The sequence below is a fragment of the Alteromonas sp. ABV4_515 genome (genome assembly GCF_056160345.1).
On sequence record NZ_JBSWWZ010000005.1, the window covers coordinates 1 to 22013 of the forward strand.

21 protein-coding genes are annotated in these 22013 nt (G+C 46.8%); 11 read left to right on the forward strand and 10 right to left on the reverse strand.

Translation table 11 applies throughout. From position 1 onward, the window contains the following. Nucleotides 1-318 precede the first annotated feature (318 nt). The gene (rmuC, locus tag ACXAGX_RS12290) at nucleotides 319-1758 is read right to left on the reverse strand and encodes a DNA recombination protein RmuC (protein WP_474838664.1); all 1440 of its coding nucleotides are present in this window, start codon (nucleotides 1756-1758) and stop codon (nucleotides 319-321) included. 90 nt (nucleotides 1759-1848) lie between these two features. Next, the gene (locus tag ACXAGX_RS12295; protein WP_474820341.1) at nucleotides 1849-3378 is read right to left on the reverse strand and encodes a fumarate hydratase; all 1530 of its coding nucleotides are present in this window, start codon (nucleotides 3376-3378) and stop codon (nucleotides 1849-1851) included. A 171-nt stretch (nucleotides 3379-3549) separates the two neighbouring features. On the opposite strand from ACXAGX_RS12295, the gene pabB reads away from it, so the two are divergent. The 3 genes from pabB (at nucleotide 3550) to ACXAGX_RS12310 (ending at nucleotide 7085) form a co-directional block, all read left to right on the forward strand. Beyond that, a complete protein-coding gene (pabB, locus tag ACXAGX_RS12300; RefSeq protein WP_474838666.1) occupies nucleotides 3550-4968 on the forward strand; it encodes an aminodeoxychorismate synthase component I in 1419 nt (472 codons plus the stop codon). Between the two features lie 18 nt (nucleotides 4969-4986). Then, nucleotides 4987-5562: a CoA pyrophosphatase gene (locus ACXAGX_RS12305; protein WP_474838668.1), complete on the forward strand. Its 576-nt coding sequence runs from the start codon at nucleotides 4987-4989 to the stop codon at nucleotides 5560-5562. Between the two features lie 149 nt (nucleotides 5563-5711). Next, nucleotides 5712-7085 (forward strand): L-serine ammonia-lyase, encoded by a 1374-nt coding sequence (locus ACXAGX_RS12310; protein ID WP_474838670.1) that lies wholly within the window; start codon nucleotides 5712-5714, stop codon nucleotides 7083-7085. 30 nt (nucleotides 7086-7115) lie between these two features. Here the strand turns inward: ACXAGX_RS12310 and cysB are convergent, their stop codons facing one another. Then, nucleotides 7116-8090 carry an HTH-type transcriptional regulator CysB gene (gene cysB, locus ACXAGX_RS12315; RefSeq protein WP_070124026.1) on the reverse strand — a complete coding sequence of 325 codons (975 nt, stop codon included), beginning with the start codon at nucleotides 8088-8090 and terminating at the stop codon, nucleotides 7116-7118. Nucleotides 8091-8359: 269 nt separating this feature from the next. Here cysB and ACXAGX_RS12320 point away from each other — a divergent pair, with 269 nt between their 5' ends. The 3 genes from ACXAGX_RS12320 (at nucleotide 8360) to ACXAGX_RS12330 (ending at nucleotide 11005) form a co-directional block, all read left to right on the forward strand. Next, nucleotides 8360-9058 carry a sensor histidine kinase gene (locus ACXAGX_RS12320; protein ID WP_474838672.1) on the forward strand — a complete coding sequence of 233 codons (699 nt, stop codon included), beginning with the start codon at nucleotides 8360-8362 and terminating at the stop codon, nucleotides 9056-9058. Nucleotides 9059-9134: 76 nt separating this feature from the next. Beyond that, on the forward strand, nucleotides 9135-9896 hold the full coding sequence (locus ACXAGX_RS12325; protein ID WP_474820321.1) for a hypothetical protein: 762 nt from the start codon (nucleotides 9135-9137) through the stop codon (nucleotides 9894-9896). A 23-nt stretch (nucleotides 9897-9919) separates the two neighbouring features. Further along, on the forward strand, nucleotides 9920-11005 hold the full coding sequence (locus tag ACXAGX_RS12330; RefSeq protein ID WP_474838674.1) for a DUF4124 domain-containing protein: 1086 nt from the start codon (nucleotides 9920-9922) through the stop codon (nucleotides 11003-11005). Between the two features lie 26 nt (nucleotides 11006-11031). On the opposite strand, the gene ACXAGX_RS12335 is transcribed toward ACXAGX_RS12330, so the two are convergent. After that, a complete protein-coding gene (locus ACXAGX_RS12335; RefSeq protein ID WP_474820313.1) occupies nucleotides 11032-11916 on the reverse strand; it encodes a LysR family transcriptional regulator in 885 nt (294 codons plus the stop codon). Nucleotides 11917-12020: 104 nt separating this feature from the next. On the opposite strand from ACXAGX_RS12335, the gene ACXAGX_RS12340 reads away from it, so the two are divergent. The 3 genes from ACXAGX_RS12340 (at nucleotide 12021) to ACXAGX_RS12350 (ending at nucleotide 14861) form a co-directional block, all read left to right on the forward strand. Beyond that, entirely contained in the window at nucleotides 12021-12728 is a 708-nt protein-coding gene (locus tag ACXAGX_RS12340) for a CoA transferase subunit A (protein ID WP_474838676.1), read from the forward strand. Nucleotides 12729-12730: 2 nt separating this feature from the next. Next, nucleotides 12731-13387 (forward strand): CoA transferase subunit B, encoded by a 657-nt coding sequence (locus tag ACXAGX_RS12345; RefSeq protein ID WP_070124031.1) that lies wholly within the window; start codon nucleotides 12731-12733, stop codon nucleotides 13385-13387. Between the two features lie 142 nt (nucleotides 13388-13529). Then, complete coding sequence (locus tag ACXAGX_RS12350; protein ID WP_474839113.1) at nucleotides 13530-14861, forward strand: DEAD/DEAH box helicase; 1332 nt, start codon at nucleotides 13530-13532, stop codon at nucleotides 14859-14861. A gap of 63 nt (nucleotides 14862-14924) precedes the next feature. On the opposite strand, the gene ACXAGX_RS12355 is transcribed toward ACXAGX_RS12350, so the two are convergent. From ACXAGX_RS12355 to ACXAGX_RS12365, 3 genes are all read right to left on the reverse strand, one after another. Beyond that, nucleotides 14925-15167 (reverse strand): EF-hand domain-containing protein, encoded by a 243-nt coding sequence (locus ACXAGX_RS12355; protein ID WP_070124032.1) that lies wholly within the window; start codon nucleotides 15165-15167, stop codon nucleotides 14925-14927. Nucleotides 15168-15226: 59 nt separating this feature from the next. Further along, nucleotides 15227-16225 carry an oxygen-dependent tRNA uridine(34) hydroxylase TrhO gene (gene trhO, locus ACXAGX_RS12360; protein WP_474838678.1) on the reverse strand — a complete coding sequence of 333 codons (999 nt, stop codon included), beginning with the start codon at nucleotides 16223-16225 and terminating at the stop codon, nucleotides 15227-15229. A gap of 122 nt (nucleotides 16226-16347) precedes the next feature. After that, nucleotides 16348-16854, reverse strand: a complete 507-nt coding sequence (locus tag ACXAGX_RS12365; protein ID WP_474838680.1) for a VC2046/SO_2500 family protein — start codon at nucleotides 16852-16854, stop codon at nucleotides 16348-16350. Nucleotides 16855-16972: 118 nt separating this feature from the next. On the opposite strand from ACXAGX_RS12365, the gene ACXAGX_RS12370 reads away from it, so the two are divergent. Next, nucleotides 16973-18613: a response regulator gene (locus tag ACXAGX_RS12370; RefSeq protein ID WP_474820299.1), complete on the forward strand. Its 1641-nt coding sequence runs from the start codon at nucleotides 16973-16975 to the stop codon at nucleotides 18611-18613. Here ACXAGX_RS12370 and ACXAGX_RS12375 read toward each other — a convergent pair. After that, nucleotides 18594-19034, reverse strand: a complete 441-nt coding sequence (locus ACXAGX_RS12375) for an EamA family transporter (RefSeq protein ID WP_474838682.1) — start codon at nucleotides 19032-19034, stop codon at nucleotides 18594-18596. The two genes, ACXAGX_RS12370 and ACXAGX_RS12375, sit on opposite strands and share 20 nt — an antisense overlap. After that, nucleotides 19035-19880, reverse strand: coding sequence for a DUF6279 family lipoprotein (locus ACXAGX_RS12380; protein ID WP_474820295.1), 846 nt, complete (start codon nucleotides 19878-19880; stop codon nucleotides 19035-19037). Nucleotides 19881-20115: 235 nt separating this feature from the next. Between ACXAGX_RS12380 and ACXAGX_RS12385 the strand changes: the two genes are divergently transcribed. Continuing rightward, on the forward strand, nucleotides 20116-21114 hold the full coding sequence (locus ACXAGX_RS12385; RefSeq protein WP_474838684.1) for a 6-phosphofructokinase: 999 nt from the start codon (nucleotides 20116-20118) through the stop codon (nucleotides 21112-21114). A gap of 71 nt (nucleotides 21115-21185) precedes the next feature. Here the strand turns inward: ACXAGX_RS12385 and ACXAGX_RS12390 are convergent, their stop codons facing one another. After that, a complete protein-coding gene (locus ACXAGX_RS12390) occupies nucleotides 21186-22013 on the reverse strand; it encodes a LytR/AlgR family response regulator transcription factor (protein ID WP_474820288.1) in 828 nt (275 codons plus the stop codon).

A 22013-nucleotide genomic window follows, 5' to 3' on the forward strand; every position in this document is an offset into this window, starting at 1 on the left:
GAAAAACAGCTTCAGACCCTTATGTTTAAATGACTTGATCACGGAAAGATTGTAGCGCATTGCGCAACGCGGTTCAACTTAACGCCTAACAACTTACTAAATCCCAAACTGTCCGTTTTCCCGGTCCCGGTTTGGGATATTTTTGATTATAAAGAATTCCAGATTAAGCCAAAACATCCCTTAAATCCACCTGTTACCATATTGTCGTTTTTTGTCGGTTTGTCTAAAACGACAAAACGGGAATTATTCCGCCTTAGCGAATTTTCCAAGGCAATCTATGTCTTTTCCTTTCTGTTTAATGCTTGGTTGGTTAAACATTTATTCACCTTCCTCGTCGGCAGGCATCAGGCCGGGATTGAGTTTCTTTTGTGGCTGTACACCGAGTTCGCGGAAATATTCTACTTGCCGCACCAGGTTTCCGCGCCCTTCTGTGAGTTTTTTCATGGCAGCATCGTAGGATTTTTGTGTATTTTCCACATGCTTACCTACCTTTTCTAAGTCACCAATAAAACCTACGAACTTGTCGTACAGCTTGCCTGCATGTTCGGCAATATGCTGTGCATTTTGGTGCTGGTATTCGTATTGCCAGATGTTATTAATAGTACGGAGAGCCACCAGCAAGTTTGTTGGGCTTACGAGCAAAATATTGTTGTCTAATGCTAGGGAAACCAACGAGGGATCTTCCTGCACTGCCAGGAGAAAAGCGGGCTCGACGGGAATGAACATGAGTACATAATCCAGCGTTCGCAGTGACTTGATGTCCTGATAACGCTTGCCGCCAAGCCCTTTTATGTGTGCTTTCAGCGAATTAACATGCTCGGTAAGAAATCTTGCGCGCAGTGCGTCATCATCACAGTTAAAGAATTGCTCGTAGGCGCGCAAGCTGACTTTGGAATCGATAATGACATCTTTTTCATTGGGCAGATGCACCACCACATCCGGCTGCTGCAGCCTGCCGTTGGCGTCCTTGGCTGAGACCTGGGTTTCAAATTCATGGCCTTCACGCAGGCCGGATTCTTTGAGAATGCGCTCAAGCACCACTTCGCCCCAGTTGCCCTGTTGCTTATTGTCGCCTTTCAATGCTTTGGTGAGGGCTGCGGCTTCTTCGGTAATGCGTTTATTTAGCTCCTTCAGCGACAGAATTTCAGTTTTAAGTGATGCCCGCTCCTGCCCTTCACGGCTATGCTGCTCGCCCATCTGTTTCCGGAAGGTGTCAATTTGCAACTTTAGAGGTTCGAGCAGTGCATTCATGCCGGTGTTATTCATTTGCGTGAAACGTTCGCTTTTCTGCTCGAAAATACGGTTAGCGAGATTCTCGAACTGCGCCTGAAGGCGCTTTTCTGCGGCTTCCATAAGCGCCAGTTTCTCAGTGCTGGCTTTATTTGCTTCATCGAACTGGGCTTGCTGTGACTGAAGGCGTGCGGAGAGATCTGCATTTAACCGTTGCTCTTCCCGGCACTGCTGTTTAAATTCTTTTAGTTCTTCCTGCATCGGCACAATCATGGAAGCGCGATGACTGAGTTCACCAAGCTGTGTCTGATTATTAAATAAACGCTCGCGATATTCTGCCAACTCTTCATCTAAGGCATCGTTCCGCTGCTTGTATTCTGCAATCAGGTTATTCAGTGAGGATACCTGGCTTTCATAATGTTGGCGATGCTGTCGATTACGTAAACTGGCGAAGAATACTGTAATAACAACGGCACCGACCAAGGCAGCAAGTACAGGCAGGGAAGAAAAAGGAGTTAACGCGTCCATAGTAGTTCTCTTTATTATTGAACCACTATTGTGCCACCCGGAAACAAAAACGGGTACCCGAAGGTACCCGTTTACAGCAAAAAATACTGTTTATTTAGCCAGTTCTTTGTCCAGCTCTTCAATTTTGGCTTTCCAGATAGCCGGACCGGTTTTGTGCGCGTTGGCACCGGTGCTATCTACCGCAACCGTAACAGGCATGTCTTCTACTTCAAATTCATAGATAGCTTCCATACCCAGATCCTCAAATGCCACAACACGGGCGTTCTTGATGGCTTTGGACACCAGATATGCCGCGCCGCCAACAGCCATCAGATACACTGATTTGTGCTTAGCGATAGAATCGACAGTGGCAGGACCACGCTCTGCTTTACCAATCATGCCGGCGATACCGGTTTTTTCCAGCATCATATCGGTGAATTTATCCATACGGGTCGCTGTTGTAGGACCAGCAGGACCCACGACTTCATCACCTACCGCATCAACAGGGCCTACGTAATAAATGAACTTGCCGTTCAGATCCACACCTTCCGGCAGGCCTTCACCGTTTTCCAGCATGGTCTGAATGCGTTTGTGCGCCGCATCACGACCGGTAAGCATCTTGCCAGAAAGCAATACGGTTTCGCCTACTTTCCATTCCTGAATATCTTCTGGCGTTACTTCGTCCATGTTCACGCGACGGGTGTTTTCACTCACTTCCCACGTCACTTCTGGCCATTCTTCAAGCTTAGGTGCTTTCAGATCGGCAGGGCCGCTACCATCCAGATAGAAGTGGGCGTGACGGGTTGCCGCACAGTTAGGGATCATAGCAACCGGCTTAGAAGCCGCGTGAGTCGGCAGAGACATCACTTTAACGTCAACAACGGTAGTTAAACCGCCCAGACCTTGTGCACCGATACCGAGTTTGTTAACGGCGTTGTAGATATCTACACGCAGTTTTTCTTCGGTCGTCTCAGGGCCACGTTCAATCAATTCTTGAATATCAACAGGGTCCATCAAGCTTTCTTTTGCCAGTACCGCTGCTTTTTCAGCCGTACCGCCAATACCTATTCCCAGCATGCCCGGCGGACACCAGCCTGCCCCCATAGTTGGCAGGGTTTTCACTACCCACTCAACGATATCGTCAGACGGGTTCAGCATCACCATTTTAGATTTGTTCTCAGAACCGCCACCTTTGGCCGCAATCATCACTTCAATTTTGTCACCGGCAACCATATCCAGGTGAACAACCGCTGGCGTGTTGTCTTTGGTGTTCTTGCGGCTACCTGCTGGGTCAGCAACGATGGAGGCACGCAGCGGGTTATCTGGATTCAGATACGCGCGACGCGTTCCTTCATCAACCATTTGCTGAACGGTCATGTCGGTTTTGTCCCAGCTCACGCCCATACCCACTTTTACGAAGCAAGTAACAATACCGGTGTCTTGACACAGCGGTCGCTTGCCTTCTGCAGACATGCGAGAGTTAATCAGGATTTGCGCCATGGCGTCTTTGGCTGCCTGGCTCTCTTCTTTAAGGTATGCCTGCTCTACCGCTTTTACGTAATCCAGTGGATGATAATAAGAGATGAACTGAAGCGCATCTTCAATGCTGTCAATGAAGTCTTGTTGACGGATAACGGTCATGGCGTCCTCTTTTCTAAGTACCTTGTAGGTGTTCTTGGTGGTGTTAAGGAATCGAAAGAGCGTATACTAGCGCATCTTGGCAAACCGCACCACGTTTCAGGCCTGCGACTTTGGTGTCGCTTATGCGTTTTGTTTATATAATAGTGTTACAGAGCAATTGTTTATATCTTCATGAGTCACAATTTGTACAAACCGTCTTCCAACACACTGTTTATCAGTGAAATCGACACAACCGAGCCATTTACACAACTTTTCGAACGGGTACAGCACCTTCCCTATGCCATGCTGTTCGATACTTCGGGCGGTAATACTACATTTGGTCGTTATAATATTATGTTGTGGGCACCTTCTGTGGTTGTTGAAAGTCGTCACGGTAAAACCCGAGTTACGATTTGTAACACTGGGCAGTGTACTGAATCTTCAGAGGCGCCACTAAAGGTGCTCGATAACTTGCAGCGCGCTGCGCTTTCCGCTATTTCTATCGACACCAATGTACACACAGCAGACATACAAGCATTACCGTTTCTTATCGGAAGTGCCGGCTTAGCAGGTTATGATTTGGGCCGGTATTACGAAGTGCTGCCTGACAACGCCTGCGATGAATACGTTTGTCCTGATTTTGCTGTCGGTTTGTTCGAGCAATCGGTGATAGAAGACACGGCGACCGGTAAACGCTATTTTTGCCGACTCTCCAACATAGAAGCACCTGATTTTCCCGTCTTAGATGCGCTATTAGATAATGCTGAGTCATTTCGTCTCACCAGTAACTGGCAATCAAACCTTACTCAACAACAATATGTTAGTGCGCTACATCAAATTCATGAGTACTTGCTCGCCGGCGATTGTTATCAAGTCAATATGGCCCAACGTTTCAAGGCCAGTTACATTGGTAACGAATGGCAGGCGTATCAGACACTCAGTGAAGCGAACAAAGCCCCTTTTTCTGCCTTTTTCCGCTTACCAGAATCTACCGTTATCAGTATCTCACCGGAACGATTTTTATCTGTTCGCAAGGGTAAAGTGGAAACGAAACCCATTAAGGGAACCCGTCCTCGCTTCACCGATGCCAAACAAGATAACGCCAGTGCTGACGCATTGTTAGCTGCCGAGAAAGACCGCGCAGAAAACTTGATGATCGTGGACTTATTGCGAAACGATTTATCGAAACACTGCAAACCTGGCACCGTTGAAGTGCCTGCACTCTTCGCCCTTGAAAGTTACGAAGCTGTGCACCATATGGTTAGTACCGTGACGGGTGAATTAAATGACGATGCCAGCCCACTGGATTTATTAGCTGGCGCTTTTCCAGGCGGTTCTATTACCGGCGCGCCGAAAATACGTGCAATGGAAATTATCGATGAATTAGAGCCCCATCGTAGAAATGTGTACTGTGGCAGTATTTTTTATCTGGGCTTGCGTCAGGATATGGACTCCAGCATTCTTATCCGAACGTTGTTGGCCGAACAGGGAAATCTGTACTGCTGGGCCGGTGGCGGCATTGTGGTCGATTCACAGCCAGACGAAGAATATCAGGAAACCCTGGATAAAGTGTCGCGTATCTTACCCACGCTCGAACGCTTTATACGCTAAACGAACCGGAGACAGCCCTTGGATCGCAATGAATTTCTGCAACGTTATCACCATCTCAGATTGGTGGATTACGAAGCTGATTTTCCTCTACGCAAAGCGGGCCGTGCCGCTGCAGTGCTCATCCCTTTGGTAGAGCGCGATAACGGCTTAATGGTGCTACTAACCGAAAGAGCACTACACTTGCGCCATCACCCTGGGCAAATTAGCTTCCCCGGTGGCGGCACCGAAGCGCAAGATAACTCTCTTATCGACACGGCCTTAAGAGAAGCGCACGAAGAAGTGGGTGTGCATCCTTCTGAAGTAGAAGTAATTGGTGCGCTTCCGGAATACCGCACTATCAGCGGCTATGCCATGACCCCGGTAGTGGGGTTTGTATCACCGCAGCATGCCATTACCATCGACCCCAATGAGGTGGCATCTACTTTTGAAGTACCGTTAGCATTTCTTATGAATCGCCAGAATCATCTGGTACACATGGCGCAGCGTTTCCCCAAGCAGTATCCAGTGTATTTTATTCCTTGGGAAAACCGCATGATTTGGGGCGCAACTGCTGCAATTCTTCGAAATCTTTCCAGTCATCTATTAAACGACTAAACGGGTTCGTCTGGCCCGCCGGCTATCAACATTTATTTACATCCCATTAGCTTTTCTTATTCAATCATAAAATTTTCTGTATTGTAGTTAATCGATATCCCATGCATCATCGTTAACCATAATTAAAATAATGTGAGTTACGACAGTTTATGATCAGTGTATTTGATATGTTCAGCGTGGGTATTGGCCCCTCCAGTTCCCATACCGTTGGCCCAATGCGTGCCGGTGCGGAATTCGCCGCTGAGCTCAGTGCTGACCAATCGATTTCTTCAATAACCTCGGTTACCGTAGAGTTGTATGGTTCTTTAGGTCAAACAGGTAAAGGCCACGGTACAGGAAAAGCCGTTATTCTCGGTTTACTGGGTGAAATGCCTGAATCTATTGATGTCGATACCATCGACAGCCGCCTGGCTGACATAGAAAAAACACAACATTTATTACTAAACGGTGAGCAGCGCGTTCGTTTTCCAAATAAAAACGCCATTGTTTTTCATCGCCGAAAAACACTGCCCATGCACGCCAATGCACTGACATTTTTTGCCTACGATAGCACCGACAGCCTGGTTAAATCCCAAACCTATTACAGCATTGGCGGCGGTTTCATTATCAAAGATGAAGATTTTGATGCCGCAAAAACCCTGGCAATGACCACGCAAGCCACAGTGCCCTACCCGTTTAAAACGGCGGCGCAACTTTGCGAGCAGTGCAATACCAACGGGTTGCGGATCAGTTCTTTGATGCTGAAAAACGAAAGTGTGCTTCGCCCTGCTAAAGAAGTAAAAAGTAAACTGTTTGAAATCTGGCTTACCATGAAAGCCTGTATTGAACGTGGTATTGATAACGAAGGCATCCTTCCAGGTGGTCTAAAAGTCGTGAGACGGGCACCAGGTTTGTACCGCCGATTACAGTCAGAGCGCTCTGCTGATCCCATGCAAACCATGGATTGGGTTAACCTCTTTGCCCTCGCCGTTAACGAAGAAAATGCTGCCGGCGGTCGTGTGGTTACCGCACCCACAAACGGTGCCGCGGGAATTATTCCTGCCGTCATGGCCTATTTCGACAAGTTTATCCGCCCCATGGATGAAGAAACGGCAGCACGTTTTCTGCTAACGGCTGGAGCCATTGGTATTCTGTATAAAGAGAACGCGTCGATTTCTGGTGCAGAGGTAGGCTGTCAGGGTGAAGTGGGCGTAGCCTGTTCTATGGCAGCGGGCGCATTGGCCGAAATTATGGGGGCCACGGTATCTGCAGTAGAAAATGCTGCGGAAATCGGCATGGAACATAATTTAGGGCTTACCTGCGATCCGGTGGGTGGCCTGGTACAAGTGCCGTGTATTGAACGCAATGCCATGGGCGCGATAAAGGCCATCAACGCCAGCCGCTTGGCAATGCGCGGTTCAGGCGATCATAAGGTGTCACTGGATAAAGTGATTAAAACCATGCGCGACACCGGCAATGACATGAAAACCAAATACAAAGAAACCGCCAGAGGCGGTCTCGCAGTCAACATCATCGAATGTTGATGTTGTAAGATGTGCGAATTTGCCGGTTAATTATTTAACCGGCAACGTGATCCCACGGAACATTTTTTCCACTTCATCATTGTTCTTCAGCATCATCGCTTTTTCCACCTTGTCTTTGGTCAGATGCGGTGCGAATCGCTCGATGAAGTCATACATGTAAGTACGCAAAAACGAGCCTTTGCGGAAACCAATTTTGGTGGTGCTGTAATCGAACAAGTGCGACGCGTCGATTTTCACCAGATCGCTATCAAGTTCTTCACTCACCGCCATAGAAGCAATCACGCCAATGCCCACCCCTAAACGCACATACGTCTTGATGACATCGGCGTCGGTAGCAGTAAACACGATTTTTGGTGTCAGGCCGGCGCGTTCAAAAGCTTGATCCAGTTCAGACCTACCCGTAAAGCCAAACACGTACGTCACCAACGGATACTTTGCAATATCTGAAATGTCGATAGAACCTTTCTTAGACAGCGGGTGATCTTTATTCACAATCACACTGCGGTTCCAGTGATAGCAAGGCAGCATCACCAAGTCGTTATACAAATGCAATGCTTCGGTGGCAATAGCAAAGTCGGCTTCGCCTTTGGCAGCCAAATCAGAAATTTGAGAAGGGGTACCCTGATGCATGTGCAACGACACTTTCGGGTATTTGTGCATAAAGCCTTTAATCACATCGGGCAACGCATAGCGTGCCTGCGTATGGGTAGTCGCAATATTCAGCTTGCCTTGGTCTGGCAAGGTATGCTCTCGAGCAACCGACTTAATGCTTTCAACTTTGGCGAGAATTTCCCGGGCAATATTGATTACATCGTTACCTGCATCGGTAACGTGAGTAAGGTGTTTGCCGCTACGACCAAAGATTTGTACGCCCAATTCATCTTCTAGCATACGAACTTGCTTGGAGATACCGGGTTGAGAGGTGTACAGACTTTCTGCTGTTGCGGATACATTCAGATTGTTGTTTTGAACTTCAACGATATATCTGAGCTGCTGTAATTTCATTGCGCGAGTCCTTCACCGACTTGAACAAAATAATCTATTTTGATCTACCGTTATAACTAAAACCGCAGACGAAAGCTATAGGCTATTCGGTTATAACGAGATTAAATGCGCCTGATTAAGATGATTTACACTAGAACAAACCTTTTTAATTCAGTTCTGTAGACAGTGACCGATAACCTAATTGTAAGCTATACTCACACTCAGTTCAGACCTATACATTCAATCGATGTGGGTTTGATTAGCAAATAAAATTATCAGGACATAACAGCATGTCGTCATCACAGCCATCTCAAACCATTGATTTTTCCTCAGTGCTTGCTGCCGCTGTGCACGACATGAAGAACTCGCTCTGCTTGCTAATACAGTCGATAGAGTCGCTGTCTGAGCTGGTTCCACCCGGTAATGGTGAAGTGGCAACACAGGTAGCCAGTGTGCACTACGAGGCAACGCGGCTAAATACGAACCTGGTGCAGATCCTGTCATTATACCGTGCAGAACTCGACAAACTGCCGGTCACGATTGATGAGTGCTTCATTAGCGATTTATTCGACGACGTGATGTCTTCCGTGCGCATTTACATGGAACAGAAGAACCTGCTGGTGACCATTAACGTGCAAGAAGATATAATTTGGTATCTCGACAGAGAATTGATTTTTATGTTGATTAACGATGTACTTATCAACGCAATGCGTTATGGCACCTCTCAAATACAACTCACTGCATCTATAGTGGACAACAAGCTCATTATTACCGTTGAAGATGATGGTGAAGGCTATCCGCAGTCAATGTTAGAGAGAAGTACGCAGGATTTAGCCGGTTTCGATGTGAGTCAGGGGCGAACTGGCCTGGGACTTTATTTCGCCAGACTCATTGCCAATGCCCATTGTAAACAAACAACCCATGGTGAGATTTCTCTCAGTAACGGTGGTAACCTTGGCGGCAGTGTCTTTGAAGTCACACTGCCGTAACGATGAATCGGACAGGTCAGTACAGAATCGGCGAAATGAATGTAATCGTCGAACCTTTAGAAATGGATAATCAATCATGTTTACAATAATAATAATCCTCATCGTTGTGCTACTCATTGCGGCCTTTGTGATTAATGCTTTTCAACAGCATCGCGCGCGTCAAGAGCAAGAGAAACGCAACGAATTATCGAAATACCGTAATCTCATTGATGAAACAGAAAACGTTATCTCAGCATGCGCATCCATGCCGGTTTCGCCGCGCCTTATTCAAATTTTGAATGATCGTGTACTCACAGGCTTGAAAGGGATGGCTGAGCTGGGTGCGGCAAATTCAGATATAAAGAAAAGAATTTCAGAAGCCGAACAGCAAAAAAATAGCACAATGTCGTTAGATAATAATCCCACTAACGAGTTTGTTCTGCCCGATAACGATAAGTTAATCATTCAGTATATTCAGGCCGTTAAAAAACTTCGCATCTTGCTTCGCTCAGAGTTATCTAAAGGGCGTCTCAACAATAAGACCTTTGCTGAAGAAGATAAAATCCTCGAACGACTCCAGTTAAAAGTGAATGTCGAAACGTTGGTTAAACGGGGCAGAACAGCCATGCAGTCAGGCATGCTTGGTTCTGCCAGACAATACTTTGAAAAAGCCATCAAAGCATTAGAAGCACAATCGCAACCCGACGAATATATGGCGTCACGATTAGCATCGCTCAAAGAATGGCTCAGTAGCATTCAGGACGATCTTAAAAACGCGAATGCAGAAGATCGCGCCCGTCGTAAAGAAGAAGAGCGGGATGAACTGGATGAGCTATTTGCACCGAAGAAGAAGTGGTAATTTAAGCGCAATCCGTAACTAAAATGAAAAAAAGGATTTTTTTCATCCTTTGTGCGTTTGTCATCAACGCCTGCGTGGTGTTATGGCTTGTTCGCGAGCCAATGATGGAGTTGCTAGCACAGCATAATAACCCTGCGTTGCAGTCAATGAGCGAGGCTTTACCATCACTGCACCTCCCCGACATTTCTCTGCCTCAATTACCTGATATTTCCTCCCCGTTAGAAATACCTTCGTTAAAGGCAACGTCCAGTAGGAATAAAGCCGCTGGCGTTTCATTTGAAAACCACAGTGCCCGATACACACTTAAAGCAGGTAGAGTATGTGATGCTGCCGCTTTTGGTCAGACCTCACAAGACAAAACCCAAGCCAAAACAATGTACCGTTGGCGTGATGAAAGCGGCACTATACATCTTTCAGATACATTCCCCGAGGGAGGTAACATAGCAGTGACCACATTGCGTCGCTTTCCTGCAGCGCGTTTTCATTTGAAACTTCATGGCGATGTGCCAAACGCCGCTTCAACAGACACGCTGAGAAAACGTCTATTCACCATTCTCGACGAATATGCTGGCATCATGGACAGTAATACACTGCGGGACGTAACCCTCAATCTCACTTTTTTCTCTTCGCCAGAGGCATTTAACATTGAGAAAAATCTCTGGACGCACACTAACTCAAGAGGCGTATACGCCAGCGATGAAAATCGCGCCATTATATTGCAACAAGATAAAAACGGGTTTCCATCCTCAGCTCTCCATGAGTCAGTGCATGCCATTAACGATCATTTTTTTGGCATTACGCCGCGCTGGTTAAACGAAGGTTTGGCAGGGTATTTCAGTAGTCAAACACCGCCCAAATCAAACGCAACACCATACAAACCAACGCAAGATATAGTTAACCGACTGGTATTTGCGACTAATGAAGACTGGAATGAACATAAGCGACAATGGCTGTATGCGAATAGTCAGGCATTTGTACGTTATCTTCTGCAATCTGAAAGCGGAAGATTAATGATAGCAAAACTCCTGATGTTAGAGATAGCAGCGCCCTGCTCTGCTATTGAACCCGAGCATATTGCTCGCCTTATTCAAGAGCATAAATTGAAATAAACAAGCTTAACCAGCAAGTTGACTTGCTATTGATATGCGCGCTCACATAATCGCCAAAATTCTTCCGCCGCCACCGATAACCCCGTTCGTTGACTTCGAACCATGCCCACAGACTTCTTCAGCGGATTGTCTTTGATGGCCCGGCACTTCAATCCACGGTTTTCCATTTGCGACTGGCAAATAGCCGGTACCACAGAAATTCCCATACCTTGCGCAATGAACTGACCCACCGAGCCCAACTGTCCCGTTTCGGCGATAATGTTAAGCTGTCCGATATCCTGTGCAACGTGCTCTGTCCAGCGCCGTACCGCTGAGCCCCGATTCATGGCAATGAAGGGATAACGTAACAACTCATGCCACGATATCATGTGTTCAGACGCCAGCGTATGGCCCGGATACATCACGGCCACAAATTCATCGGTAAATAATGGGGTGAAAATCAAGCCATCGTGCACTTCCGGCTCGAATGTAAAACCAATTTCCGCATTTCCCTGAAGGACATTTTCAATCGTTGCCTCCATGACCACGTCCAACACTCGCAGTCGAATATTACTAAACTGCCGATGGTAATCATTCAGTAACGCCGGCAATTTACTCTCAGCGAAGGACGGCATGGCAGCGATGGTGAGCTTACCTTGCTGCATAGCGAACAGATTCTGCATGTCGTGGTAAGTTTCGTCCCATTCATTCACCAGTCGTCTTGCTGTGGGTAGCAAAGTATGCCCTTCTGGCGTTAGCGTGACACGACGGGTACTGCGGCTAAACAGCTTGCCTCCCAACTGTTCTTCCATTTTCTTGATAGCCGAAGACAGTGCGGGTTGTGTGAGGTGTAATTTTTCAGCGGCTTCGGCGAAGGTGGCTGATTCCGCAACCCGAATGAAGGCCAACATGTTTCGGTAAGAGATACTCATATTGATAAAATTAATTTATTAATATTGATATAAAATCAATTTTACAAAATTTTATCCTTCGCGGATACTCTATTTGTTTATTTACTCATCAACAGGAGATTCATATGTCAGGTTTCGATAAGGTCGTAACCAGTTATGAAGCAGCACTGGAAGGTCTGTCAGACAACATGACCGTTGTAGCAGGCGGCTTTGGTTTATGTGGTATCCCAGAAGGCTTGATCGCTCAAATTAAAAAAGTAGGTGTTTCCGGGCTAACCATTGTGTCGAATAACTGTGGCGTTGACGGCTTCGGTCTTGGCATCCTGCTCGAAGATCGTCAGGTGAAAAAAATGATTTCGTCTTACGTTGGTGAGAATGCCCTGTTCGAAAAGCAATTACTGGATGGCGAGCTTGAAGTAGAACTGACGCCTCAAGGTACATTGGCTGAAAAACTCCGTGCTGGCGGTGCCGGTATTCCTGCTTTCTATACGGCTACAGGATACGGTACACCCGTTGGCGAAGGCAAAGAAGTAAAAGAATTTAATGGCCGCCCTTATATTCTCGAAGAGTCCATCGTGGGCGACTTCGCTATTGTTAAGGCCTGGAAGGCCGACCGTTACGGTAACTGCGTTTACCGTCATACGGCGCAAAACTTCAACCCCATGGCGGCCACAGCCGGTAAGCTCACCGTGGTTGAGGTGGAGGAAATTGTTGAGCCAGGTGAACTTGAACCTTCTCAAATTCACACGCCAGGTATTTTTGTAAACCGTGTCATTAAAGGCACGTTCGAAAAACGTATTGAACGTCGCGTCACTGCGAAGAAGGAGGCGTAATCATGGCATTAACCAGAGATCAAATCGCAATGCGCGTAGCGCAAGAATTCCAGGACGGCAGTTACGTAAACCTGGGCATTGGTATTCCTACCCTGGCAGCCAACTATGTACCTGAAGGTATTGAGGTAATGCTGCAGTCGGAAAATGGACTGTTAGGCATGGGCCGCTATCCAGATGAAGATGAAGTGGATGCCGACATGATCAACGCAGGTAAAGAAACCGTGACGGCTATCACCGGCGCTTCCATTTTTAGTTCGGCAGACAGTTTTGCCATGATCCGGGGTGGTCATGTGGATTTCACCGTGCTGGGCGCTTTTGAAGTAGATGTGAACGGCAATATCGCCAGTTGGATGATCCCAGGCAAACTTATTAAAGGCATGGGTGGCGCCATGGATTTAGTAGCCGGTGCCAAGAACATCATCGTTACCATGACGCACGCTGACAAACATGGCAACTCCAAACTGCTCGGAGAATGTACCTTACCCCTGACTGGGGTAAACTGTATTACCCGTATCATTACCGATTTAGCCGTACTGGAAGTGGCTGATGGCGCCTTTCATTTAACTGAAAGAGCACCGGGTGTCTCGGTTGACGAAATTCGTGAGAAAACGGCGGGTAAACTGATTGCCGCCGATGATGTACCGGAAATGCAATTCTGATAACAGGCTAAATCACCTGTACCTTACCCGAGGCGCTGCTTTAAGCGCCTCTTTCTTGCCGCCACTCTCTCTGACGCCTTTATCTACTGCTGCCTTTCATGGATAATACCGCCATTGCTATTTATGAGGTATTCACTTGAGCTTGTTAATTGCCGATCTCCCGGTTCATCACAAAATTGTCAAACGTCTTCAGGAAAAGGGCCTTGAAACCTTAACGGACGTACAGGAACAAACCATCCTGCCTGCACTGCAGGGCAAAGACATCATGGCATCGTCTAAAACCGGCTCCGGCAAAACCTTCGCTTTCCTGGTACCTCTGGTTCACCGATTGATGACCACCAAAGCGCTGAGTAAGAAAGATCCTCGTGCGCTTATTCTTGCCCCAACCCGGGAATTGGCTAAGCAGGTGTTCTCTGAGCTCCGCAGTCTGGCTAACGGTGTGGGTATTCAAAGCGCCCTTATCGTTGGCGGCGAAAATTATAACGATCAAACCAAAGTATTACGCCGTAATCCTCACGTCATCGTTGGCACGGCTGGTCGTATTGCCGATCATCTGGAAGACAAATCTTTCTTCATTAATGGTTTAGAACTGCTGATCTTCGATGAAGCCGATCGCATGATGGATTTAGGTTTTGCTGAACAGCTCAACCTGATCAACCGATTTGCCGACCACCGCAAGCGGCAAACCATGTTATTTTCAGCTACCCTGGATAACATTGCCCTTACCCACCTCACCCGTGAGCTATTAAAAGCGCCGGTACGTGTTGCTGTGGGTGAATCAACAGCTGCGCACCAAGACATAGAGCAAAGTCTGTATTTCGCCGATGACGTTGAACACAAAGATACCATGCTGCTTGCAGTCTTAAAGGCGCAAGCATACAACCAGGCCGTTGTGTTTACCGCGACACGAGAAGATACCGACAGAATCGCTGCAATTTTGAACGAACAACATCTTGAAGCCATCGCGTTGCGTGGCGATTTGCCGCAAAACCAGCGCGCAGCCATCATGAGCAACTTCAGTCGTGGTCAGCACAGTGTGTTGGTTACAACCGATTTGGCATCAAGAGGCTTGGATTTACGTAAAGTGGGCCTGGTCGTCAATTTTGATTTGCCCAAACAGTCCGACGAATATATTCACCGCATAGGTCGTACCGGCCGAGCTGGCGATAAAGGTGTCGCCATCTCATTTGTAGGACCTCGCGACTGGACAAGCTACCTCAACATTCAAAGCCATGTTAGCTACGACGTCACCTGTGCTGCTCACCCTGAATTGCCTGCAAAATTCACAGGCAAAAAAGTTCGTACGCCGAAAGCTGCCAATGCCGACAAACAGCAAAACGGCAAAGCACAGCAGAATGACGGAAATAAACCCGTTGTGAAAAGACGGGTTAACACCATGAAAGGCGACGAAGCCGGTCATATTCCGGTGAAAAGAAAGAAGCGTACCGATGTGGTAGACGACGAAGAAGAATAGCACACAAAAAACGGGCTCATCAGAGCCCGTTTTTAATGGTAAGTATTTTGCGCTAAGCAGAAATTAATATTCCCACCAGCCTTCCTGCCACCAGGCAAGAAATTCTTCGAAGTCGATGTAGCCGTCATCATTGTCATCAATAATTTTAAAGCCTTCTTCTACGTGGCTCATTTTCGTTTTTGGTGACAGTACGGTCAGCAATTCAATAAATTCAGGCAGGTCGATTTGACCGTTACCGTCTTTATCAAAAAAGCTGAAGTCACTTTTGATTTCGGCGATTTTTTCTTCTGAAAGTTGAGTGCTCACTTAATGTCCTGATTATTTACGACTTATAAATAAAGTGTACAACCCAACTTCGCTACTGTCTACTTAGACTGACTCTGTTTTGCTGCAAGTGCACGTTGACGCTGCGCATCGGCCTTTTCCTGGCGGCGTTTTTCCATTGCAACGCGGGCATCAGAACCAACGTGTTCCTCGCTACGCGCTTTTGCCAGCTGAACCTGCTTCTCACGTTCGCGGAAACGGGCAATCTGATCTTCGCTGTGGGTGCCGAAACAGTGCGGGCAGCTCACGCCAGCTTCATATTTATCAGACTGCTTATCGTCTTCTGTGATAGGCAAACGACAGGCATAGCAAGCGTCATACTGACTTTTCTCTAAATCATGATTTACCGCTACACGGTTATCAAATACAAAACAGTCGCCTTCCCACAACGATTCTTCTTTCGGTACATCTTCTAAATATTGCAAGATGCCACCTTCAAGATGATACACCTCGTCGAACCCCTGCTCTTTTAAGTATGCGGTCGACTTCTCGCAGCGAATACCGCCGGTACAGAACATGGCCACTTTCTTGTGCTTGTCCTTGTCCATGTTGTCTTTCACATAGTCCGGAAACTCGCGAAACGTTTTGGTTTTCGGATCGACCGCGTGTTTAAAAGTGCCAATCTCAATTTCATAATCGTTACGGGTATCAATCACCAGCACGTCTGGGTCGCTAATGAGCGCATTCCAGTCTTTTGGCTTCACGTAAGAACCGACAGTATGACGCGGATCAATACCTTCCACGCCCATGGTCACGATTTCCTTCTTCAGTTTCACCTTGGTACGGTAAAAAGGCTGTTCTTCGTGTAAGGATTCTTTGTAGGAAATAGGATTGATTCGTGCATCACTGTTAAGGTAAGCCAGCAGGCCATCGATCCCTTCGCGGGTACCAGAAACCGTGCCGTTAATGCCTTCATGGGCAAGCAGTAATGTACCTTTGATACCAAGCGCTTCCATCTTTTCGACGAGAGGTTGGCGCATAGATTCAAAGTTTTCAAGCGCAACGAATTTGTACATCGCGCAAACGATATATTGAGACATAGGATTGTTCACCTTTGCTGATTGGAACGTAAGACCAGTGCAAATTGCGGCGCGAAATATACCAGAACAGTCCCTTTATGCCAAATGCGCAGCAGACCCCCTCTCGGTATCGTTGATGTAAATCAAGCCGAGAGTAAATCGTTGGATTTTTCTATTACGTCTAATAAACCCGTTTCATCCACGCTTTTTTGATTTGGCGTCGACACATTTAAACGTAACTGCGTTGCCAAACTGCAATTAACTTTTACCTCAGGTGGGATTGATCGCGCATTGTCGCGATAACTGAGCGGGTCCGGGTGCATCGATTGCCATAAAGAAAATGCGGCAACAGCGCCACTGTTTGCCAGCAACGACGTTACGCCTGAGGTTTGATAATCCGTTGTGCCAGCCTGCAACGCAGGTCGGCGGTAGTGATTTAAACGCGCAGGAAAATCGTCATCAGGGACCGTAGGTTCCTCGTCACTTATTATCCTTAGCGGTTCCGAGCCTGGTTGACAATGTATTGAAAGGTATAAGGAAAACAACGCGCCATTTTGTGTAGCGCGGCCGAGTTCACCAGACCATTCACGATCCGGTAATGTAATTTCCGCCAGTGGATGACGGTGTAATGTCGGGCTTTGTTCGCTCATATTGAGGTTATCGGCATAAAAACAGATAAATAAAGTCTTTTGCGTACAAATTTGCATACTTGAACTTTCGTCTAAGTGGTACGATCATTATGTCGACGAACAGAAAAGGCGACTATCGATGAATTATGCGGACAAACGCGTGTTGATTATTGAAGACCAACGCCCTTTTCTGCTGGTCCTTCGCGGCCTTATGCAATCAATGGGCGCCACTGAAGTGGTCACCAAATCATCAGCGGAACAAGCGCTGTCATTATGTAAGAAACGCAAGTTCGATATCGTTATTTGCGATCTTCATCTCGGATCTGACAAGAAGAACGGTTTCGAATTCATAGAAGAATTAAAAATGCGTCGCTTAGCTAAGCCAGACTGTATCGTGATGTTGATCAGTGCCGACAGCACACGACCCTACGTACTAGGCTCTTTGGAGCGCACACCAGACGACTATCTAATAAAGCCTTTTTCTCAAAACCAGTTAAGCACCCGTCTTGAACGCTGCTGGCATAAACGCCAAGTCCTTTTGCCCATTTATCGAGCCCTCGATAACGACGATCTCCCAGAAGCACAAAAAGAGGCAGAAAAGCTGCTGAAAACAAATAGAACCTATCGGGGCTCAATAGCACGGCTTCTCGTAGAGATTTATTGGCGTGAGAAACGATTTGAAAAAGCGCTAAGCGTACTCAGCGATTTTGATGAAGACAGGCCAGTGCCCTGGCTACAAACGGCATTAGCGCGAAATTGGCTTAAACTGGGCAAAATTGATAAAGCACGAGAAACGGCATGTACTGTAGTTCGGCACAGTAAATTTAATGCCGAGGCGTACGATGTCATTGCTGAATGCCAGCTACACAATAATGAACCTGAAGCTGCGGCAGAAACTATCAAGCAAGCTATCAAAATCAGTCCATATTCAACCGACCGTCATCATATTGCCAGCGAAATTGCCCGTAAAAATGCAGATTACGTAATGATTAGCGAGTGTGCCCTGGCCATTTGGAAGTTATCCCGCAAAGTCACAAGAAACAATGCCAACGTGTGGTGTAATTACATTGGCAGTATTCTTGAAGTGGCTGAGCATGCTGACGATAAACGCACGCGCAATAAATATCAACATGAGGCGAGTCTTGCCGTGCAACGGGGTAAAAGTGATGATTATCTGTCCCGATATAATGATGATTTCGACTTCACCATATATGAGGCACTCTTCAATGCCAGACTTCACAGCCTCGACGGCAAGTTGATTGAAGCAAAACGGGTGTTGTCTGGCGGACAGCAAGCCATTGAGCAAAAGTACGATCACTATCCTCAAAGCTACATTCCTGACAGCATAAAAGTGCTCTACGCCGTGGGTGAATATGACGAAGCGGAAGCATTGGCCGCACTGGCAAGTGATGACCAGATAAACCGGTTTACCGACAGTACACTCAAGTCGGAACAAACTAAAGCCCTGGAAAAAAGACAATTATACGCTCGACATAACAAGGAAGGCATCGATCATTACCAAGCCGGTGATTACACTGCCGCTCGCCGCTCTTTCACGAGTGCATTGCAATTTGCGCCAGTGAATACCGGCGTCGCATTGAATTTGCTGCAGTGTGTGGTGAAGTTAATGCATGCACAAACAAAACAAGAACCTGGCTTACAAAATGAATCCCGCCGTTTGTTAACCATGCTAGAGGGCCAATCCCTGAAGCAGCAGTACGCACAAAAACTGTCTGATTTAAAAGAAGAGCTATCCGGCCTTACCAGCAAGGCGGCTTGATAAAACAGCCTTTTGCTTCTTCCGCCCTAAAGCAGCCAACATTGAACCACACGCGCATGGCTTCGGTAAACGCCCCGTAGGCGACCAATGTATTAAGACAACAAAATACCAGGGCCCTGGAAGCACTGAGAAATCGTAGCCCCATTACGTTGGTCACGTAGTTTGTTACCAGCATGATGGTGGCGCCAATTGCCACCCACCACGCTTTTTTTGACAACATGTTTAACGTTGGAATATTGTTATTCAGTTGCAGTAAGGCAAGTACTACCACGCCCGCCGTAATAAAGCGGAAAAAAGTAATCGTGGGGCTGTCCATCACGGTTAAACACAGCGTAAGCGCTACGGGTAACACACCCCAAAGAAAGGCCGTTAACAGTGAGAGTAAAAAACCATAAACAGGCCGGTACGCGGTATCCAACAATTAATCATCCAATAAATCCTCAAGGTCACTAATCATATCGTCGATTTGTGATACAAGCTTGCGTTTTTGCTTAGCAGTCAGGGTTTGAGAGATTTCGGCCGCCAATTTGGCATGCTGTGTTCGATTGTTATTCCAGACATCAAGAAACTCGGGGCTGCGATACTGTTCGGGATTCATCATTAATGCTGTTAAATCATCCACGAAAGCAGGGTTATTTTCACGATTAGCAAACAGTGCCCGTGCACGCTGCTGCAAATCGCGGCGATAATTTAGCCATAACCGGCTTGAACGCTTAAACGTTGGCGCGAATCTGTCTATGATGGCTTTTTGTTCGTCAGTAAGGGCGCCGATGCGAGACTCCATATCCTCGCGGAGATCTTCTACACGTTGGATCGCCTGTTCCTCTGGTGATTTCTCGTCGATTTCTTTAATCGACGATTCAGATTCTTTATTGTCTTTTTCTAGTGCCGCAAACAGGCGAATAACCTGCTCATCAGATAATTTTTGCGCCATGTTTGCCAGCTCGGGAGTAATTTCTGCCCGTAATCGCTGCCAGTGTGCGGTGGCTTTTTCATAGTGGGAAAGCAAACGTGATTCGGTAAGCAGGTCACCAGTAAGATCGTCACGAACTGCATTAAGGTGCGCAATATAACGTGGCATTTCCTCGCTACGATGCCAGTCTATCCACTGTTCCAATCGCTTATCAAAGATGGCTTCCTGTTGATCATTCAATTCAACGTAGTCATCCATGTACCAGTAAATCAGCCAATCCAGATTGTTATAAGCGAGTTTGCTACTGCAACCGCCTATGAGCAACATCATCAATACCAACCAGCATTTTTTCATTGGATATCCGCGTACAGTAAATGATTTGAAAGTAGAACTAAGACGATTACACTCACAGTACAAGGTTTTATGCTGCGGTTAAACCGTCATTAATGCTTAGTAACATTTGAATTTTAGATAAGAGCTAAACCTTTCGTGATGGTTCATCAGGTAGAAAAATTTTAAGCTGACCGACATCAATAGTCATCACCAATGATGCTGTCATAATGGCATGACTTAACTGTAAGGAATTTCCATGAGTAAGAAAGTGGCTATTCTCACCTCTGGAGGTGACGCGCCGGGAATGAACGCCTGTATCCGTGCCATCGTTTTAGTCTGTGAGCGTTCTGGTTATGATGTGTTGGGTTATCTTCATGGATACAATGGCTTATTAAAACAGCAATACCGCGAACTCGATGCCCGCCAAATGCACAACCTTACGCAACGCGGTGGCACAATATTACACAGCGCCCGTTGCCTCGAATTTAAAACCGAAGAATCGGCCCGATTAGCCGCTACTAATTTAGATGAACTCGGTGTAACAACCTTATTTGTGATTGGCGGCGACGGCTCATTTCGAGGTGCACAGCATTTAGGCAATGTCTGGAACGGGCAAATTATTGGTCTGCCGGGCACCATCGATAACGATATTGTAGGCACAGATGCCACCATTGGGTATTTCACTGCCATCGAAACGGCAGTGCAATCCGTAGATAAAGTCAGAGATACAGCAGATGCCTTTGAACGGGTTTTTCTCGTCGAAGTCATGGGGCGTCATGCGGGGTTTCTGGGATTAAACGGCGCCCTCGCGTCAGCGTCAGACTATGTCATCCTGCCTGAGCTTTTTGAGAATGAAGAAAAAACACTGAAAGATATTCTTACCCAGCTCAATGAACGTCGAGATCAACGTGGCAATGTGAGCTACATCATCATTTTAGCTGAGAAACTCTGGCCTGGCGGCATTACCGATCTTGTCAGCAAACTTGAGCAACGAACAGAAACAGAAGTGCGACCGGTGATCTTAGGTCATGTTCAACGAGGCGGTTCGCCGGTCTCACAAGACCGTTTGTTAGCCATGAAACTGGGCGCACACGCCGCTACACTCATTGGCAAACCGATAACCGGCATCATGGTTGGCGAGCAAAATGGACAAGCAGTGGAAGTGCCCTTACCGCTTACGTGGGAACACAATAAACCGCTAGATGTCCTGTCGGTGAACACCATGACATTATTGATGAATAACCGTTACGCGTAACGGCAAGACAAGACGTTTTCTTTAGAAGAAATAAACAAAAACGGAGCTAAATAGCTCCGTTTTCCAAGCAGTTACATTTTCATTGCCGCTTTTACTTTATCTCGATGACTACGGCTGACTTTCAGCTCGGTATCATTTTGCAGGATAAGGTGGTATTCACCACTTATGTGACTCACCAGCTTTTTAACAAAGCGAATATTAGCGATGGCTGAACGGTGAACACGAACAAACCATTGTGGATTCAGTTCCTGCTCGAGTTCTTTCATGGTTTTACGCATAATGTGCATACCATCAAGAGCATGAACACACATGTAATCACCGGCAGCATCAATCCACTGAATATCTTGTACCGCAACACGGGTCACTTCCGACCCATCTTTAATTGCCAGAACATCAGGGTATGGATTGGTTTCAATTTCTTCACCGCTTGCCAGTTTACGCAATATTTCTTCGCAATCATCACCGGTGAGTTCCGCAACCAGATTCACCAATTTACGGGATTGCTCATCTTGATGCTGCGTAGAGTAATACTCACGTACTTTTTTCAATGCATCGGACAAACGCGCATCGTCTGCGGGTTTTAGCAAGTAGTCTACTGCGTGGATATCAAAGGCTTTGATTGCATAGCTGTCGTAAGCCGTCACAAACACAATCATCGGGATTGGCTGATTCAATTCCCGCAGCTTATGAATCACTTGAAAGCCATTAAGTCCCGGCATCTGAATATCCAGAAAAACCAGGTCGGGACGATTTTTTGAAATAACACTAACTGCATCAAGACCGTTCTGACACTCTGCAACCACTTCAACATCAGCGTGTCTTTCTAAACGCGTGCGTAGTCCTTTCCTTGCCAGTGGCTCGTCGTCTACCACGACGGTTTTAATTTTACGATCACTCAT